Below are 15,666 nucleotides of genomic sequence, written 5' to 3'. Positions count from 1 at the left end.
AAGTAGACTATTAATTCAAAAAAAAGGATCAGGTTAATCAACCAGATCCATTAAAGTTTTACTTTCCAGAATATTCAGTGAAGCATCCCGAACCTCTATCAGGACATCATGAAGTCCGCAGTGATCTTCATTGCAGTCATCACATTTTTCATAAAAATTGAGACTTACACAGGGAAGCATCGCAATAGGGCCATTCACCAGACGAATGATTTTCGCCAGTTTCACATTTTCAGGGTTTTCTTTTAAAAAGTATCCTCCACCCTTTCCTTTTTTACTGTCGAGGATTTCCGCTTTTTTCAATTCAAGAAGGATGTTTTCCAAAAACTTTAAAGGAATCTTTTTATGTTCCGCAATTTCAGAAATAAGAATCGGGCCTTCATTTCTTTTTTCTACAAGATATGAAAGCGCCTTAAACGCATATTGAGATTTTTTTGAAAGCATTAAAGCAAAAATACGAAAATTGTTTAATATTTGAAAAGGACATAAAACCGGATTCATAAAAGAATAAAAACGCCAGTTTATCCATCCGTAATTTTACGGTTTTAGGTACCACACTTTTGCCTTTCTCCTATTAAATCATTATGTTTGCCATATGTTCAGTAAACAAGAAGCACAGCAACTAAAAAAGGAATTTTGGACAGCTTTTGGAAGATCATTTCCCAGAAAATGGATTCTTTATGACACCAAAATTAAGGACATGGCATTTAAATTTTCTGCCGACAACAAAAAAGCAGAAGTTTCTCTGGATATCGAAATGAAAGATGAAATCTTCAGAAATGCTTACTACGAAAAGATCTGGTCTCTGGAAGATATTTTAAAAGATTTTATCGGGGATTTTCAGAAAGAAGAACATTTCACCCTTGAAAACGGCAAGATAATCAGCAGGATATGGGTTGAAAAACATAATATTTCTATTTTTAACAAAAATACCTGGCAAGAAATTTTTGAATTTTTTGTGGACAAAATGGACGGTTTCGAACGGTTTTACTACGAATATGAGGATTTTATAAAGGATATATAGAATACTTACGAAATAAATACTACTTTATGCCTCAGGTTGAGATAAAAAAAGAAAACTTATCTTTGCCATACCACTTAAACTAATAGATGAAACAAACTAACATGATTAAAAATGAGAAAAGTGTACAAAAACATTTTTGGAGAGGTCATTTCCAAAAGTAATGCTGTGAAGCTGAGCGAATATCATCTGTATTATTATGAGGAAGGTTCCGATTTCCTGAAAGAAATTGAATTTATTAACGAAGACAGTGTTTATAACATCAATTATTTTTTAAGTGACGAAGAAGACGAAACTCAGGTAGTCAATTATCTTAAAGAAAAGTCAGACTTTTTTGATATTGAAAAAAAAGAAACCACCGATGGCTTTATTATTTCTACCAATAAACTGTATTCATTATCCGTAGACGACCTGCCCCTAATTTCCAAAACTGTTTTCAAAGCAGAAGATCCGGAAAATTTTATCTGTTCACAGGTGATCGATAATGAAACCCATCAACCACAGCTTGAAAGAACCATAAAATGCTGGTATACCAACGACGAAAACGGTGAAAAATATGCTGCCATAGAATGCAGCTACCAGGAAGATGGAAAACTGGAACTGGCTGTAGACAAAACTCCAGACCCGGACAATGAAGAAAACTGGATCCATTATGATTACGACACTTTCCAGGACCTTCAGGCACAGATCCCTACCGATATCAGCTATTACAAAACAGCTGCATTACTCCCTAAAGAAACCTATCAGCAGTAATCTATATTCTTTAACACACCTCACTTAATTATTAAATGGAAGAGAACCCAATTTTCTTTGCAGATGGAGATGATCCAGCAATGATTGAAGCTTACAGAAAAGCTCAGGAAACCTTTAAGTACTTCTGGCGGGAACAGTCCTGGGAATACAGAAGAATCATTCCCGGACTTAATGTAGCATGCGTTAAAACGGCTTTTGAAGAACAGGATGAAGAAACCGGAGAAAGTTTGGTAGAACATATGTGGATTAATGAAATATTCTTTGATGGAGATCACGTGAGAGGATATTTGATTAATGAACCCAATAGTCTTAAGAACGTTCAGGTGGGTGATTATGTTGAAATCCCTTTACAAAACATCAGTGACTGGCTTTTTGCTATCACTCCGAGTGTACAGAAACCCAAGGGACTTTCTAAATTATTTTCCTCCTCTTCTTCTCCACTTCCGAAAGCTTACGGTGGATTTACGATCCAGAAAATGCGTGCTGATATGTCTGCTGCAGAAAGAAAAGAACATGATGATGCCTGGCAGCTGGATTTCGGAGATTTTAATGATATCCTCGTTGTGAATAACCAGAAAGAAAATCCGGAAAATCTTATTGAGCATCCAATGAGTAAAAATATGAAGGAGGAATTTGTAAAATTCTTACAACAATATCCCGATGAACTAACCCAAGCCGATGAAGACGGACTGATGCTTCTTCACAAAGAAACCATCGCAGGAAATTTAACCACTGTACAGGTTGCTTTAAAAGCTGGAGCGGATAGAAACATCCAGTCTAAAAAAGGAAAAACGGCTTTAGATTATGCGAAACAGCTGAACTGGGAACATCTTATTCCTGTATTGGAAGGATAAAATAATAGAGAGAAGTGTGTGCTTCTCTTTTTTATTTTACGTAAGCTATAAAATGTTTTAATCTCACGCAAATTTCCCAGATAACGTAGATTTTTAAGATAGAAATATCTTTAACAGATAATAAGAAAAATGATGTTTTTTATGGGATTCGAAATGTGCTGGAGAAGGAGCAGAGCTTTTTCAATAAGCAGGTTTAAAATTTCACTCCTTTTTAATTATATTTGTAAAAAGACACAAATATAAAAGTCGTTATGGAAAAGCTAAGAAATCTAAGAAAGCAAAGAGGCTACACACAAGAATATATGTCTAAAATAATATCCACAGACGTATCCAATTATTCCCGAAAAGAGAATGATGAAGTAAGAATATATGATGATGAATGGGAAAAGCTTGCTAAAGCACTTGATGTTCCTGTAGAAGAAATAAAGGAAGAAAAACCATCAAGAGTTGTCAATAATGATAATTTAACTTTCAATGATCAATCTGCAAACAATAACTTTAATCAATATTACAACATTCCTAATTCTATTGTAGAAAATTTGCAGAGCTATATTAAAGTTTTGGAAGAACAGGTGGAAGCTTTGAAGGAAGAGAATAAAAAATTGAAGTCCAGATAGATTTTTTTATTATTACATCAATATAAACAAAACTCCCGGAAGAGAAATCTTTCGGGAGTTTTATATTTTATCCAAATTTCTTTTTCCTTAACCAGAAGAACAGTCCTCCGATAAGGCCGATAATAGCCAATGGAAGTAGTAAATTGATCCATTGCCAGGTCGATTTCTCTTCAGTAATTCTTTGTCTGTCGAGAAGTCTTTCTTCGATATTTCTGTTTCTCAGTTCCATCAGATTGCTGTCATCCAGCAGATAGTCTAAAGCATTTCTCAGGAACTGTTCGTTTCCAAACTGTTCGTTCGTCAGCAGGTCTACACCTAATGGAAGTGGTTTTCCTTTGATTACTTTATTTCTTCCTACATCACCGTCTGCAATCACAATCATTTTGTTTTCCGGGCTGGATGTTTTGAATCCAGGGTAAGATTTTCTTTCAATTCTGGATGCATAGGCAGAGTTGAATTTTCCTTCCAAAGCTACAGCGAAGATCTTTGGTGTACTTGGTTTTTCCATTTGTCCAAGACTGTCTACGCTTGCAATTTCTTTCAGGTCCACATAGTTCGGAACCTGTTTCAATAATGTTCTTTCACTGGATTCGAAAAGAACTTTTGTTTTGATATTCTTTCTTCCTCCTAAAGTATCGATAGAAGTCGGGAATTCAAATTTTACAGGGTTGATATTCTTTGTAACCGGATTATTATTTTCAGCAATTCCAAGCGGATAATACGGCCATGGCAGGCTTGTATATTGTGGATTTCCACTCACTTCTCCTGTAACCAGTCTTAACAGGGCAAACTTTTTAACGTCTTTTACCAACGCAGGATTAATTCTCAGTCCGTAATTGAAAAAGAAGTCGGTCATATTGATATCAACCGGGAAAGGCATTACTTTTTTGGATCGTGTAAGTGTATCCATTTCAGCATTTACGGCATCAATCATCCAAAGGGTTTTTCCTCCGTTCATGATGTATTGGTCAAGAATTACTTTTTCATTATCTGTAAAAGCTTTTCTTGGTTTTGCAATCACCAAAGCACTCATCTGTTTTAACAACGGAACATCTTCCAATGAAAGTTCGGTTTGATTTTTAGGAATAATAGGCCCTGCATCATAGTTTTCCATGGCCAGCTGTACAAATCCCTGGAATTCATCCGGGTTCAATTCATCGTGGTTCACCAGAATCCCGATTTTCTTTCTCTTGGCAGCTGCAATATTTTTGATATTGGAGATAAGGTTGTATTCCAATCCCTCAATAGATCTTGTCAACTGCTGATCGGCATCAATTCCGGCCTGTTGTACCACTAAAGGAATAGAAACCCCATCACTGCCATGTTTGATCACAGCGTAAGGGAAAAGCGTAATCTGTGAAATTTTTCCATCTTTTACATCCGGAAGAATAGACGGCTGCATTCCCATTGCCATCAGGGTATCCTGAGACATTTTTGTTTTAATCGGATCGATGAATTTAAAATCGATCTTCGGATTTATTTTTCTGAATTCTTCCAGCATGAATTTCGTTTCACTCTGAAGCTGTTTGAAACTTGCCGGAAAATCTCCTTCCAGATATACTTCAACAGTCAGAGGCTTTTTTACGGACTCCAGTACTTTGATGGTGTTATCAGAAAGGGTATATCTTTTTTCTTTTGTTAAGTCTAATCTGATTCCCGAATAGGTCAGGATAATAACCAAAGGAACAATTGCAATTAAGAAAATTCCCAGTGGAGATTTAGCATTGAACTTCTTCATGATTCTACTTCTTTTTGTTAATAAAATGATTAGACAATACTAATGAAGCACCGACAACAAGTACAAAATACGCTACATCTTTACAATCAATAAGTCCTCTTGTAAAGCCTAAGAAATGTTGATAGAAACCAATATTCTGAAGGATAAAATCTGCACCTCCCAATAGTTTATAACTTGCAAGCTGCTCAATTCCAAAATACATAATGAAGCACATGAAAACGCCCAGCAGATAAGCCATAATCTGATTCTGTGATAATGATGAAGCCAGGATTCCTACTGCAGCAAACGCCGCAATTAAAATGATCAGTCCAAAGTAGCTCCCAAAGGTCATTCCAAGGTCAATATTTCCTGCGGGAACTCCCAAAACATATACCGTATACAGATAAATTAAAGAAGGAATAAGGCATAAAATTCCTACAATCCATACGGAAAGAAATTTTCCGGCTACCAGTTCAGAAACCTTTAACGGCTGTGAAAAAAGCCAGTTTAATGTTCCGGTTTGCTGTTCTTCCGCAAATGTTTTCATGGAAAGTGCCGGAATGATAAACATCAACAGCCATGGAACCAACACGAAATAGCTCTGCAATGAGGCCATTCCGATCTCAAAAATATTAGAATCGTTGTCGAAAAAGAACAGGAAAAGAGTTGCTATCAAACTGAAAGCAGCAATGATCACCCATGCACTCCAGTTTCCAAAGTAACTCCAAAGTTCTTTCTTTAAAATTGCAATCATAGTTTTTTTGTAAGATGTAAAAAGGATGAATGTTTAAGACATACACCTACTCTACAATTATTTGTTTTTTTTATTTTTATTAACCAGTTTCACAGTCATCATGATCAGAAATACAAGAACGAAAAATCCTGCAATTAATTGCCACCAGTATTCGATCACCATTGATTTTAATATAACGGTAAATACCACCAGAAACAGAATGAATGTTGCTATTTCATTCGCCTGTCTCAGTTTGATATTGGCAATGGGCAGTGTATCCCCATGTAATTCTTTTAAATGAAGGACTTTTTTCCAACACCAGTAATGGTAAATGGCAAGTCCGATCAGGAAGGTCAGTTTCAAATGAAACCACGGCATTTTCATCAGCCCGGTATTTAAAAAGATCATGACCAATCCGCACACCGCCATGATTACTCCGGCAGGAACTGTGATAATATTCCACAGCCTTCTGGCCATAAAAGTGTACTGCTCTCTCAGAATTTTTTTCTTTTCTTCCGGAAATTCATCGGTGTCCTTATAGTAAACGAAAATCCTTACGAGGTAAAAAATTCCCGCAAAGTAGCTTACCATGAAGATAATATGCAAAGCTTTGATGATGGTATACAGCATCCTAAAAATTTGTTTGCAAAGATAGTTTATTTCGGAAAAAAAGAGAATTTAATCTAAAATCTTTAGCTTAAAATAATAAAGATTCAATATTTTTTAGAATTTGAAAATGAATTTCATATCAACATTAAAATTGAAACCCAAATTGGAGCCTTGCCGATTGGAATGATAATCAAAAGGAAGACCATCTACAGGAGCATACTCTTCTGCCTTTCCTGTCATATTAGTATAAGAAACATTTTTTTGTCTGATACCAAAGCCAATTTTAGGCATAAAGCCAAACCAGGAAGACTCTTTATGAAGCAAAATGCTGTAGTTGATATTTAGTCCATATTTGGTTCTTTTATAATCTGCTGAACTAAAAGAATAATAAACATCATTTTCGTCATAATATTTTCCTGAAATATTTTTCCCTGTTTGATTTAAATAGAAAACTTCTGCTGATACAAAATGCTTTAATCTTGATTGAGGTGCCAGACTGTAAAAAACTTCAGGTCTTATTTCAAAAACCCTGTTTTCCCCTTCAAAATTGCCAGTATCTACAGGAGTTATTTTGTCAGTTCCATAGGCCAATTCGCTTCCCACCCACCATCTTTCATTTATTTTCTGCATATACCCTATATTATAGCGTTGATCACGAAAAGGAGCAAAAGCACTTACAGTAAGTATGGATTTGTAATCATTAGATTGAGCATAAATTGTATTGAAAAAGCTAAAAAAAGCAAAAAGAAGTAAATATTTTTTCACAAAACGGCTATTAGAATTAGTGATCCAAATATATTATATTATCATCTATTCAGCAATAGCATTCATTTAATTACAAAAAATAGAGCACTGAATATTTTTTTCATAAAAAAACAGGATTTCTATAAATAAGAAATCCTGTTTTTTATTCTACAAACGTAGAACTTTTTTATTTTAAGAAATAACTCCTAATTCTTTTCCAACCTTTTCAAAAGCAGCAATGGCTTTATCCAAATGTTCTCTGGTATGAGCCGCAGATAACTGTACTCTGATTCTTGCTTTTCCTTTCGGTACTACAGGATAGAAGAATCCGATTACGTAGATTCCTTCATCCATAAGCTTTTCTGCCATTTTCTGGGAAAGTGGTGCATCGTAAAGCATTACCGGAACAATAGCAGCATCACCTTCAGGAATATCGAAACCTTTTGCTTTCATTTCCGTTCTGAAGTATTCTGCATTTTCCATTACTTTATCACGAAGAGAAGTATCATCAGAAATCATATCCAAAACTCTTAATGCAGCTCCTACAATTCCAGGTGCCAGAGAGTTTGAGAACAGATAAGGTCTTGAACGCTGTCTCAGCATATCAATGATCTCTTTCTTACCGGAAGTAAAACCTCCTAACGCCCCTCCTAAAGCTTTTCCTAAGGTAGAAGTGATGATATCTACTCTACCCATTACTTCATTAGCTTCGTGAGTTCCACGGCCAGTTTTCCCGATGAATCCTGTTGCGTGAGAGTCGTCCACCATTACCAAAGCATCATATTTATCGGCAAGGTCACAAACTCCTTTTAAGTCTGCAACAATACCGTCCATTGAAAATACTCCATCAGTAACGATAATTTTGAAACGGTGATTTTTTTCAGAAGCGGCAATCAGCTGAGCTTCCAGATCCGCCATATTATTGTTTTTATATCTGTATCTCGCTGCTTTACAAAGACGAACACCATCAATGATTGATGCGTGGTTCAGTTCATCTGAAATAATAGCATCTTCTTCTGTAAACAGAGGTTCAAAAACACCTCCGTTGGCATCAAATGCAGCTGCGTAAAGGATTGTGTCTTCAAGACCTAAGAAATCAGCAATCTTTTTCTCCAAATCCTTGTGAATATCCTGCGTTCCACAAATGAAACGAACAGAAGACATTCCATATCCGTGAGACTGAATCATATCCTGAGAAGCTTTCATCACTTCCGGATGGTTGGATAATCCCAGATAATTGTTGGCACAGAAGTTCAAAAGCTTTTTTCCATTAGCTTCTATTTCTGCACTCTGCTGAGAAGTGATGATTCTTTCTCTTTTGTAAAGTCCGTCATTCTCAATATTCTGAAGTTCGTTCTGTAAATGTTGAAGGTATTTTTCAGAGATCATTTTTAGTAATTTTTTAGATGTGCTAATTTACTAAAAAGGCAGTAAAATAAAACCTTTTATAAGTTTAATTCTAAAAAAATGACAGGGCTTTCACTTTTAACATTATTAGTCTACAAATTTAGTAGGATAATATTTATATTTGCTTAAAATTCGAGCGTATGAGATTAAAGCCGGTACAAAAAATAAAGACGACCAGTTCAGAAACCTTTATCAACAACCATATGAAGCCGGGAGTTCCAGTTATTATTGAAGACTTTGTTCATCCTGAAAGTCCCGCTTTCAAAAAGTGGAATTATGACTATTTCAAAGAAATTGCAGGAGATCATAGGGTGAATATCTACGGCAGTGAGCTTGATTCTCTGGACAGGGTGGCAAGTGACCCCATTGCACAGACTACGTTTTCGGAATATCTGGATCTGATTCAGTCAGCTCCTACCGAACACAGACTTTTTTTATTTAATTTATTGAAAATAAAACCAGAATTAAAGAATGATCTCATCTACAATGATGTCACAAATGGTAAAATACTGAAATGGCTGCCCTTTATGTTTTTTGGAGGGGAAGGATCTGTCACCAGAAATCATATTGATATTGACATGTCTCATGTTTTTATCACACAGTTTCAGGGAATCAAAAGAATATGGCTTTTTCCTTGGGAACAGTCCGACTTCATGTATAAACTCCCCTACAACTTCCACAGTCTGACTCAGATTAAAAACTCTGATTACAGAAAATATCCGGCGCTGCTTTATTTAAATGGGTATGAAGCGGTCATCCAACCCGGAGAAACGCTTTATATTCCTTCCGGCTGGTGGCATTATATTCAATATGATACAGAAGGTTATTCCATATCAGTAAGGGCACTTCCGTCAAGTCCGCTTGAAAAATGGCGTGGCTTCAAAAATTTAGTCATCACAAGACATTTTGATAATCTGATGCGTAAAATATTCAAAGAAAAATGGTTTGAATACAAAGTGAAAACAGCCAGAAAACGAGGTGCCAGAGCTGCAAGAAAACAAAGAAGCTTTCAAATCTGAAAGCTTCTTTTGGTATAGTATAATTGTTATGGGTAAATGTAATTTTTTGTACTTTACCTTTTGTTTTTTAATGTTTGATAAATTTAATATTCTTTTCATCAATAGTAATGAAATAAGCTCCCGGAACCAATTCTGCTATTCCAATCGCTTTACCCGGCTGATAAATTCCTTTTCCAACCAGTTTTCCATCTATTGCGTGAATTGTAAAATCTACTGCTTTATTAATACCTTTCAGATTAATTTCATTTTTTGCAGGATTCGGATACAAGCCAAAACCATCTTTCTCAACAGAAGAAACACTTAACGTATTATCCTGAACAACCGTGGAGTTTTTCTCAAGAATCTGGTATTCATAATTAAACTGAACACTTGCAATAGGAAATGTTACCGACTGTAAAAAGCTTTGGTTATTGGATGTATTATTAAGGACAAAATAAGCAGTCTGGCCTGCAGTTCCTGTCACTTTAATGGGTAAAGGCATTTCAAAAAAGCTAACATTAGCACTGCTTTGTATCTGAGAAACTTTAAATAAAGCCTGATTTCCGCCCTGCATCCACTTGATGGTGTAAGTAGGATATCCTTCGCCAAAGACCCAGTCATTGAAAAATTCTGTAAAATCTGTTCCGGTAGACTGAAGCAAAGAAGCATTAAAATCAGCTGTACGCACATAGTTGTACGCCAGGTTCGGTCTCGCATGATAATCTTTAAGTGCCTGATAAAATGCAGCATCACCTAAGATCCACTTCAGCATTCTCAGTACATATCCTCCTTTAGCGTAAGACAATCTGCTGTCGAATATTCTATTGATGCTGGAAAGTCCGGAATCCGGCACATATACACTTCCTGTTGTACTTGCAGTAATGTAGCTGGACTGCCCTTGTAAATAATTCAGAAATTCTGTGTTGGTCATCAATAGCTTTTCGTTGGCAAGATGTTCTCCAAAAGTTGCAAAACCTTCATTCAGCCAGATATCATTCCATGCGCCACAGGTTACCTTGTCACCAAACCATTGGTGAGTAAGCTCATGGGCAATCAGCTGTTTGCTCCATCCTCCCATAGAAGACATCGTTTGATGTTCCATTCCTCCTCCATACATAAACTCCATGTGACCATATTTTTCATTACGGAAAGGATAAGAACCAAAATAGGTTTCAAAAGTATTCATCACCTGCTTTGTCCAGTTTATATTGGCTATACTGGTGGCATTTGAATTCGTAGACGGATAAATATAATTCACAAAAGGAAAAGGAGGATTTCCGATGGTATCATTAAGCTTAACAAAATTGGTAATGGACAGCGCGATCAGATAAGCCGGTGTAGGATACATCGTTCTCCAGAAAGTAAGTTTGGTACTTCCTGTAGGAAAAGTTTCAGACATCAGCTTTCCGTTGGCAGCTACACTATAATTGGATGGAGTGGTAATTTTAAAATCAAATCTTTCAATTTTATCATTTAAACTTTGCTTTGTCGGAAACCAGTCCTGAGCGCCATAAGGTTCGTTCAAAGTAGAAAGTACCGGAGTTCCGCTTTGAAGAGCAGTTTTGAAAGCATCATTACTTGTAGACGGTGCTCCTGCATAATAAATCGTAAGAGAATCTAATGTATTGGCAGGAATGGAAGCAGGAAAATCAATTTTCAGTTCTTTTGAAGGAAGCTGCTGAAAGCTTGTAATGTTAGTCCCATGGTATTTCACCTGAGAAACCGTTAATGAATTGGAAAGATCAAAATAAATGCTTCCCATACTTTGTGTAGGTTTAAAATGTGAAGTTACCGAACCTGAAATATTATATACCGCAGGATCCAGGCTGACGTCCATTCTCTGATACTGTAAGTCGTAATTCAGGGTATTGGGATTGATATTCCCGATATTCATCTTTTGGGTGAAGGATTTTTTCTCTTTTTCGATTAATCCTTTCATATCCGTATTCTGCCGTTGCTTCTGGCCATAAAATTGCTGAGATAATAAAAATCCCAACACCAAAAGGTACAATTTTGTCATGTTTAGAAAAATTTAATCAAATATAAAAAAAACCTTTTAATCCATGATTAAAAGGCTGTTATAATATATAAAATAAAAAAATTTTACAAATCCAGTGCAGGTTCAAGAATTTTTTCCATTCTTTTCTTCACCATATCTACCGATCCGGAATAATTATTCACCATCAAAGAAAAAACCAATGTTTTTCCTGAATTGGTTTTCAGATAACCGGCTAATGTTTTTACTTTATTCAGAGTTCCTGTTTTAGCAAAAACCTGTCCGTTCCCTCCTGCATTGAACATTCTTTTTAATGTTCCGGATTGTCCGCCGATTGGCAGAGAAGTCAGATAAGATCTGTAGTACTTCTGATCCATCAGAGAAGTAAGAAACTTCACCTGAGAAATAGGGGTTACGTTATTACTTCTTGAAAGTCCACTCCCGTCAATGTAGTTAAGTCCGGTCATATCAAAACCTGCATCTTTCAGGTGGTTAGTTACCACTATTCTTCCCGATTCTGAGGTCTGGTCACCCATTTTCTGATATCCTACAGTTCTCAGCAATGCTTCTGCCAATGAGTTATCACTGTGCTGATTGGTATAATAAATAATATCATTTAAAGTGGGAGATTTATATGCTGAAAGCATTTTTCTGCCTTCCGGTGCTGCATCGGTCATTTTCGGAGTTACTTTTCCTGTAACAGGAATTCCGCTTTTTACCAATGTTGTTCTGAAAGAGTTGGCAAGATAAGCCGGTGCATCAGGAAGTTTGGTTGTTAAAACTCCGTTTCCTTCGTATTTATCAGCATATACCATCTGATGATTGTAAGGGGAAACGTAGAAAAATTTCTTTTCTGTAGAGAAACCCCCTTTTTTAACGATCAGTTTTTCGTTGGCCGGGTTGATATCTCGGGTACTTCCTGCAGGCAAATAATAATTATTGTTTTCCAACCATACAACATTTTCCGGAAGCACTGAAATATTGCCTTTGAAAAGCGCTGTCTGAATGATAATATCACCATTTACCTTTTTGATTCCCTCTCTTGAAACGCCGCCTACGAAATCTGAAATAATATCTCTATAAGATGCTGCACCTGCTTTGTTTGTTCCCAAAGAAGGGTCTCCGCTCCCTATTACATAAAGATTTCCATTCAAAACTCCGTTTTCATCTATAGTTCCAGAATACTCCAGCTGAGTCATCCAACGGTAATTTTCACCCAGCATATTTAAAGCCGTTTCCGTTGTCAGTAATTTGGTCGTAGAAGCAGGTACTAAAGGAGTATTTTCGTTGTACGAAGAAATGACCTTCTTCGTTTTCGGGTCATACACTACGAATCCCCAGGTTGCATTTTTCAGCACAGGATCCGCCATCATTGTGTTTACATTAATGTCTACCAGTTCTTTTGCTGACAAAACAGTTTTCTCCACCATCGTGCTAACGGGTGAAGGCAGATTTAAACTGCTTTTCTGATTGTCATAATTCTGGGAATAGAGAACGGTAGAAACGGTAGATTGAGCCAGGAAAAGACCAGAAGCCAACACCGCCGCACTTGAAATATATTTTCTGAAATTTACCATCTATCTTCTTTTTGTTCTGTAGTTTTGACTCTATAAAAAATGAAAGGTTAAATCATTCGGTAAAAGAGCCAAACACTTAATCAACGTCCAAAAGTAGAAATTATTGTCATATAACGGATCACCGACCCCTTATAAAAGAGTGTAAAGTTTGTTAAAAATTGTTAAAAATCAACAAAAACATCTTTTTTAATGCTTTGATACGCAGTGATTTCATCGAATTCTTTCAAACTTATCAAAACCATATTTTTGAATTTGTCATAGTTTTTTCCCCGGGGAAGCTTAAGCATAATCTGGAACTGATAGAAGTTATTCAGTTTTGCAATCTGTGCTCTTTCCGGACCTAAAACACATTCTTCAGGAAGATATTTTCTGAGGATAGAACCCAGAAACTGAGAAGCACGGTCGGCTTTATCCTCTCTCCTATGTTTCAGCTCAATCATGATCAGCTTGGTGAAAGGCGGATAATGAAATTTCTGCCGCTCTGTAAGGATATATTTATAGATTTTTGCAGGATTATTCATCTTGATCAGCTGAAATACGGAATGATCAGGATTAAAGGTCTGAATAAGGATTCTCCCTTTTCCCGAAACCCTTCCAGCCCTTCCTGAAACCTGTGTGATCAGCTGATACGCTCTTTCTTCTGCTCTGAAATCCTGTACATATAATAAGGAATCTGCTTTTGGAATGGTAACGAGTTCAATATGATCAAAATCCAGTCCCTTGGAAATCATTTGAGTTCCTACAATGATATCTGTTTCTCGATCTTCAATCTTCTCGTACAGTTTTTCGTAGGCAAATTTTTTACGCATGGAATCTACATCCATTCTGTCTACTTCATTTTCAGGGAACAGCCTGGTAACTTCTTCGTGAATCTGCTCTACGCCCACTCCTCTTTCATTCAGTTTTTCAGAATTGCATTTCGGGCAGGTCTTCGGTTTTGAAGCTCTTTGTCCGCAGTAGTGGCATTTCATTTCATTTGCTGCTTTGTGATACGTCATGACCACATCACAATTCGAACAGTAGTTCACATAGCCACAGCTTTCACATTCTATAACGTTTGAATAACCACGACGGTTATGGAGAACAATGGCCTGATTTTTTTCATCCACCGTTTTCTTAATCTCCTCAATGAGTTTCAAAGAGAAGTTTCCCGAAACCTTTTTAGATTCCTGAGCTTCTTTGAAATTGATCAGCTCATATTCCGGCAGATTGACATTTCCGAATCTTTCATTCAGGAAAACATATTTCATCTTATCTTTCCGGGCGCTGTAGTAGCTTTCGACAGAAGGAGTAGCCGATCCCAGAATAACTCCGGCCTTATACATCTTTCCTAACACCAGAGACGCATCTTTAGCATTAAAATAAGGAGAAACCTCTCTTGGTCTGTAGGCAGAATCATGTTCCTCATCTACTACGATAAGCCCCAGATTACGGTAAGGTAAAAACAAAGCATTACGGGTCCCGATCAGAATGCGGATATCATTTTGCTTAATTCTTCTCCATACTTCCACTCGTTCAAAATCAGTCAGTTTCTGATGATAAAAACCTAGCTGCCTGCCATATTTTTTCTCTAATCTTTGGGTAATCTGCTTGGTCAGTGAAATCTCGGGAAGTAAAAACAGAACATTCTTTCCGTCGCGGATGCATTCATCTATTTTTTCTAAATAAATATGGGTTTTCCCGGATGAAGTAACACCATGAAGCAGAACATTTTTCCCCTCTTCAAAAGCTTCATCAATTTCAGATTTTGCTGTTTTCTGCTGTTCGGAAAGTTCTTCAAGCTCCTCAATTTCTCCTTCATAGCTTTCAATTCTGTCTTTCTGCATGAAGTATTCTTCCACAAGACCTTTATCCGCCAAAGGTTTGAAGTGGGAACTTCCAAAGTAACCATCCTCAAACAGTTCCGATTTTTTAATGGGAACATCAGGATTTTCCGTCTGTTTGTCCAGAATAAGCAGGAAAAGATCTTTCTGCTTTTGTGCTCTATTCAGTTTTAAAAGAATATCCGTAAGATTTTGATTGGCCAAAACCTCATCATTAATTCTTACATAAGCCACTTCTTTGGCTTTATACTTTTCAGCAATTTTCTCATCAATTTCAATATACTGAAGATCAATAAGCGAATTGATGGTTTTGATGATATCTTTTTTAGGAATAAATGCTTCAATATCCGTCAGATTGATCAGTTGTCGAACTTCCAATGCCTGAACCAGATACATTTCGTTAACATCCAGATTTTCAAAATCGATGATCGCTCCTGGTTTTAATTTTAAATAGGTTTCACTTTCCAGTTTTAAAGAAGAAGGAAATGAAAACCTGTAGATTTCCCCAAGACTGCACAAGTAGTATTCTGACAGCCAGTTCCAGAAATCAATCTGTTCCTGAGGCAGAATCGGCTGATCATCCAGCATGCTGATAACTTCTTTGGCCACAAAGTTTTCCGGAGCATTATCATGGAGCTCAAATACAATTCCCGTATAGATCTTTTTCCCGCCAAACGGTACCAGAACACGCATTCCGGGCTGGATTTCAGACATCATTTCTTCGGGAACTTTATAAGTGAAAGATCCTTTCAGGTTTAGGGGTAAGACAATTTGAGCGTATTGCAAGGGAAATATTTAAGGTGTAAAATTAGATTTTTCC

General features: G+C 36.6%; 14 protein-coding genes. 5 read left to right on the top strand and 9 right to left on the bottom strand.

Features of this window, described 5'->3' with window-relative positions; translation table 11 throughout:
- Positions 1-33: 33 nt before the first annotated feature.
- A complete protein-coding gene (locus FB551_RS01860; protein ID WP_047432274.1) occupies positions 34-441 on the bottom strand; it encodes an RrF2 family transcriptional regulator in 408 nt (135 codons plus the stop codon).
- A 151-nt stretch (positions 442-592) separates the two neighbouring features.
- Between FB551_RS01860 and FB551_RS01855 the strand changes: the two genes are divergently transcribed.
- The 4 genes from FB551_RS01855 (at position 593) to FB551_RS01840 (ending at position 3,242) form a co-directional block, all read left to right on the top strand.
- Positions 593-1,021: a DUF4268 domain-containing protein gene (locus FB551_RS01855; RefSeq protein WP_047432277.1), complete on the top strand. Its 429-nt coding sequence runs from the start codon at positions 593-595 to the stop codon at positions 1,019-1,021.
- Between the two features lie 111 nt (positions 1,022-1,132).
- Positions 1,133-1,771, top strand: coding sequence for a hypothetical protein (locus tag FB551_RS01850; RefSeq protein ID WP_047432280.1), 639 nt, complete (start codon positions 1,133-1,135; stop codon positions 1,769-1,771).
- 35 nt (positions 1,772-1,806) lie between these two features.
- Complete coding sequence (locus tag FB551_RS01845) at positions 1,807-2,625, top strand: DUF2314 domain-containing protein (protein WP_142014445.1); 819 nt, start codon at positions 1,807-1,809, stop codon at positions 2,623-2,625.
- Between the two features lie 251 nt (positions 2,626-2,876).
- Positions 2,877-3,242 (top strand): helix-turn-helix domain-containing protein, encoded by a 366-nt coding sequence (locus FB551_RS01840; RefSeq protein ID WP_047432284.1) that lies wholly within the window; start codon positions 2,877-2,879, stop codon positions 3,240-3,242.
- 67 nt (positions 3,243-3,309) lie between these two features.
- Here FB551_RS01840 and gldG read toward each other — a convergent pair whose 3' ends face one another.
- The 5 genes from gldG to kbl all read right to left on the bottom strand — a co-directional run bounded on the left by gldG (position 3,310) and on the right by kbl (position 8,434).
- The gene (gldG, locus tag FB551_RS01835; protein ID WP_142014443.1) at positions 3,310-4,980 is read right to left on the bottom strand and encodes a gliding motility-associated ABC transporter substrate-binding protein GldG; all 1,671 of its coding nucleotides are present in this window, start codon (positions 4,978-4,980) and stop codon (positions 3,310-3,312) included.
- Positions 4,981-4,984: 4 nt separating this feature from the next.
- Positions 4,985-5,713 carry an ABC transporter permease subunit gene (locus FB551_RS01830; protein ID WP_142014441.1) on the bottom strand — a complete coding sequence of 243 codons (729 nt, stop codon included), beginning with the start codon at positions 5,711-5,713 and terminating at the stop codon, positions 4,985-4,987.
- A 57-nt stretch (positions 5,714-5,770) separates the two neighbouring features.
- The gene (locus tag FB551_RS01825) at positions 5,771-6,322 is read right to left on the bottom strand and encodes a CopD family protein (protein WP_047432297.1); all 552 of its coding nucleotides are present in this window, start codon (positions 6,320-6,322) and stop codon (positions 5,771-5,773) included.
- Between the two features lie 93 nt (positions 6,323-6,415).
- Entirely contained in the window at positions 6,416-6,931 is a 516-nt protein-coding gene (locus FB551_RS01820) for a hypothetical protein (RefSeq protein WP_142014440.1), read from the bottom strand.
- 306 nt (positions 6,932-7,237) lie between these two features.
- On the bottom strand, positions 7,238-8,434 hold the full coding sequence (gene kbl, locus FB551_RS01815; RefSeq protein ID WP_047432303.1) for a glycine C-acetyltransferase: 1,197 nt from the start codon (positions 8,432-8,434) through the stop codon (positions 7,238-7,240).
- A 158-nt stretch (positions 8,435-8,592) separates the two neighbouring features.
- Here kbl and FB551_RS01810 point away from each other — a divergent pair, with 158 nt between their 5' ends.
- Positions 8,593-9,471: a cupin-like domain-containing protein gene (locus tag FB551_RS01810; protein WP_142014437.1), complete on the top strand. Its 879-nt coding sequence runs from the start codon at positions 8,593-8,595 to the stop codon at positions 9,469-9,471.
- 67 nt (positions 9,472-9,538) lie between these two features.
- Here the strand turns inward: FB551_RS01810 and FB551_RS01805 are convergent, their stop codons facing one another.
- From FB551_RS01805 to priA, 3 genes are all read right to left on the bottom strand, one after another.
- Positions 9,539-11,470 (bottom strand): M1 family metallopeptidase, encoded by a 1,932-nt coding sequence (locus FB551_RS01805; RefSeq protein ID WP_142014435.1) that lies wholly within the window; start codon positions 11,468-11,470, stop codon positions 9,539-9,541.
- Between the two features lie 83 nt (positions 11,471-11,553).
- On the bottom strand, positions 11,554-13,023 hold the full coding sequence (dacB, locus tag FB551_RS01800) for a D-alanyl-D-alanine carboxypeptidase/D-alanyl-D-alanine endopeptidase (protein ID WP_142014432.1): 1,470 nt from the start codon (positions 13,021-13,023) through the stop codon (positions 11,554-11,556).
- Positions 13,024-13,184: 161 nt separating this feature from the next.
- Entirely contained in the window at positions 13,185-15,632 is a 2,448-nt protein-coding gene (gene priA, locus FB551_RS01795) for a replication restart helicase PriA (RefSeq protein ID WP_142014430.1), read from the bottom strand.
- Between the last annotated feature and the right edge of the window lie 34 nt (positions 15,633-15,666).

It is taken from the genome of Chryseobacterium aquifrigidense, assembly GCF_006716485.1.
Lineage (GTDB): Bacteria > Bacteroidota > Bacteroidia > Flavobacteriales > Weeksellaceae > Chryseobacterium > Chryseobacterium vietnamense.
This window is presented reverse-complemented; position numbering and strand designations above follow the sequence as displayed.